Genomic DNA, 2,932 nt, shown 5'->3' on the forward strand with positions numbered 1-2,932 from the left:
CCAGGTCCGGCAGGTGCGCGTGGTGCCCCGCGCGGTGCAGGACCGCCGAGGCCGTCACGGTCGGCACGACGGGGCCGGGGGTCAGCGCGCGGCCGAGCTCCTCGACCACCACGGCCGTCTCCAGCAGGCCGAATCCCGATCCGCCGTGTTCCTCCGGCAGGTGCAGGCCGAGCAGTTCCTGGTCGGCGAGCGCCGTCCAGAAGGGCGGGATGCCGTCGGTGTCCGCGTCCACCGTGGCGCGGACGACCTCGGCGGTCACGTGCCGGGCCGCGAACGCGCGGACGGCGTCGCGCAGCTGCGTGTGTTCCTCGGTGAGACCAAGAGTCATGGTGTTCGCGGTCTCCGTTCGGGTCTGGCGTCGTCGAACGAACCCTAGAACGTGTTTCGAACATCCCGGGTGTGGTGTCCCGCTGAGTGGGTTTCGGCGTTGCCGACGCCGGTGATACCCGTACTAGTCTCCGCGCCCGGTCACCGGAACGGTACCGGCACGGCAGTCGAGGAAGGAACGCACGGAGCATGGGTGCAGACGGGAGCCTGGCGGGCCGCACCGCCGTCGTCACCGGGGCGGGGGCGGGACTCGGCCGCAGCGAGGCGCTGGCACTGGGCGCGGGTGGCGCGAACGTCGTCGTCAACGACGTGGGACCCGCGGCCGAGGAGGTCGTCGGCGAGATCAAGGCGGCGGGCGGACAGGCCGTCGCGGTGGTCGGCGACGTGGGCGAGTGGTCCCTGGGCGATCAGCTCGTGCAGGCGGCGGTCGACTCCTTCGGCTCGCTGGACGTCGTGGTGAACAACGCGGGCGTGCTCCGCGACGCGATGGTGTTCAACCTGACCGAGTCCGACTGGGACGACGTGCTGCGGGTCCACCTCAAGGGCCACGCCTCGGTCGCGCGGTCGGCCACCGCGTACTGGCGGAAGGCGAGCAAGGCCGCCGACGGTCCGGTGTACGCGCGAATGATCAACACCTCCTCGGAGGCGTTCCTGTTCGGCTCGGCGGGCCAGCCCAACTACGCCGCCGCCAAGGCGGGCATCGTGGCCCTGACCCTGGCCACGGCGCAGGGTGCGGCCAAGTACGGTGTGCGCGCCAACGCTATCTGCCCCCGCGCGCGCACCGCGATGACCGCCGACGTCTTCGACGGGGGCGACGGCGGCGGGCCGGACCTGCTCTCGCCCGACCGGGTGGGCACCTTCGTCCGCTATCTCGCCGCACCGGCGGCGGCCGACATCAACGGCCAGGTCTTCGTCGTCTACGGCGACATGGTGGGCCTGATGGCCGCCCCGACGGTGGAGCACAAGTTCGAGGCGGACTCCGGCGAGTTCTCGGTGTCCGAACTGGACGACAAACTCACCCCGTACTTCGCCGACCGCGACCCCGGCCGAACCTACGCCGCCTACACCGTCGCCCAACTCGACATGACCCGCTGACCCGTCCGTGGGATGTGCCGTGAAGGGCACTCTCCCTGCGTGTGACGCAGTGAATGTGCCCCTCGCTGCGTCCGGCGCAGGGAAGGTGCCCTTCACGGCACCACGGTGGGTGACTACGGGTACGGGTGGGCGTTCGAGCGGGGGGCCAGCAGGAGGCGACAGGCCATCGTGATGTCGGCCTCGGCGTCGGGCAGGGAGATACGGCCGTTGAGGCTCGACTGCAGCACGCCGTACCAGAGCTGCTGGAGCAGGCGGATCAGCGAGCGGTCCTTCGCGGTGGGCTCGCCGATGCCCAGGGTGCGCAGGATGATGCTGTCGAAGGTCCGGTCGATGCGGGCCACGTCGGTGACCGTGGCCGCGTTCGCGGTGTTGAACGACTGCAGCATCGCGGTCGCCAACAGGGGCCTGCGCAGCAACTCCCGGCTGGCAGCGGCCAGCACCCCGGCGACGGCCTCCTCGGGTTCCTCCTTCCCGGAGGGCTCCCCCAGGCTCTCGTCGAACCGCTCGACCTGCTCGGCCAGCAGAGCGGTGAACAGGTGCGTCTTCGAGGGGAAGTACCGGTACAGCGTGCCGATGGCCACGCCCGCATCCCGCGCCACCTCGTGCATCTGGACCCGCTCCAGCCCCTTCTCCGCGGCCAGGGCCGCCGCGGCACGCAGGATGCGGTGCTGCCGGGCCACCTGCTCGGGCGAACTCGGCTCGGCGGCGGCTCTCGCCTCGGCGATGCGCGGCACGCAGGACCCCCTGTCGGTTCTGTGGCGACGCCTCGACCTTACCCACCGGACGGCGTTTCCCGCCCAGCACTCGGTACCGGTCAGTGGGATCGGGGCACCGACGACCGTCGCGGCTGCGGTTGTCTGACCCGTCGCGGGAGACCACCGGCCGGTCCACCGACGTCCCGGGGGCCGGACGACACACCGGACGACGAGGAGGGATGCCATGCCGGCCACGGGTGAGCACGACAGCGACGGACCGCACGGTATCGGCCGCGGACACGACAGCGACGGGAACCACGACGAGTGGTACGACGTCGTCGTGGTCGGTTCCGGCGCGGGCGCGCTCGCGGGCGCCCACACGGCGGCCTCCGCGGGGCTGCGCACCCTGGTGGTGGAGAAGGCCGACGTGGTCGGGGGTACCTCGGCGTACTCGGGGGCGGCCTGCTGGCTCCCCGGTTCCGACGTGCAGCGGCGCGCGGGGGTCGACGACTCCACCGGGTCGGCACGCACCTACCTGTCGGCCCTGCTGGGCCCCGAGTCCGCGGACCACCGCGAGGCGTTCCTGGACTCCGCCCCGGAGGTGGTGGAGTCGCTGGAGCGGTCCCCGTCGATGGCGTTCACCTGGCAGGCGTTCCCCGACTACTTCGCCGCCCCGGGCAGGCCGGAGCACGGCCGCTCGATCGTCCCGCCGGACCTGCCCGCGGAGCACCTGGGCGACCTGCTCCCGCTGGTCCGCCCACCGGTGGAGCGGGAACGCCGCGGCAAGGGCCACCGGCACGGACCGCTGTCCGGCG

The 2,932-nt window shown here is 72.4% G+C and carries 4 protein-coding genes; 2 read left to right on the plus strand and 2 right to left on the minus strand.

Annotated elements, in window-relative coordinates; genetic code table 11:
- The coding region (locus SACHA_RS20370) for an acyl-CoA dehydrogenase family protein (protein ID WP_039738006.1) at window positions 1–328 on the minus strand (328 nt) is incomplete at its 3' end.
- A 188-nt stretch (window positions 329–516) separates the two neighbouring features.
- Between SACHA_RS20370 and SACHA_RS0105075 the strand changes: the two genes are divergently transcribed.
- Entirely contained in the window at window positions 517–1,422 is a 906-nt protein-coding gene (locus tag SACHA_RS0105075; RefSeq protein ID WP_019807683.1) for a 3-oxoacyl-ACP reductase, read from the plus strand.
- Window positions 1,423–1,535: 113 nt separating this feature from the next.
- Here the strand turns inward: SACHA_RS0105075 and SACHA_RS0105080 are convergent, their stop codons facing one another.
- Window positions 1,536–2,156 carry a TetR family transcriptional regulator gene (locus SACHA_RS0105080; protein WP_019807685.1) on the minus strand — a complete coding sequence of 207 codons (621 nt, stop codon included), beginning with the start codon at window positions 2,154–2,156 and terminating at the stop codon, window positions 1,536–1,538.
- A gap of 205 nt (window positions 2,157–2,361) precedes the next feature.
- On the opposite strand from SACHA_RS0105080, the gene SACHA_RS20375 reads away from it, so the two are divergent.
- The coding region (locus SACHA_RS20375) for an FAD-binding protein (RefSeq protein WP_039738008.1) at window positions 2,362–2,932 on the plus strand (571 nt) is incomplete at its 3' end.

It is taken from the genome of Saccharomonospora halophila 8, from assembly GCF_000383775.1.
Lineage (GTDB): Bacteria > Actinomycetota > Actinomycetes > Mycobacteriales > Pseudonocardiaceae > Saccharomonospora > Saccharomonospora halophila.

Bases quoted from the DNA above. Each gene is read 5' to 3' on its own strand.
- SACHA_RS0105075 (WP_019807683.1), top strand. From the start codon at position 517: ATGGGTGCAGACGGGAGCCTGGCGGGCCGCACCGCCGTCGTCACCGGG.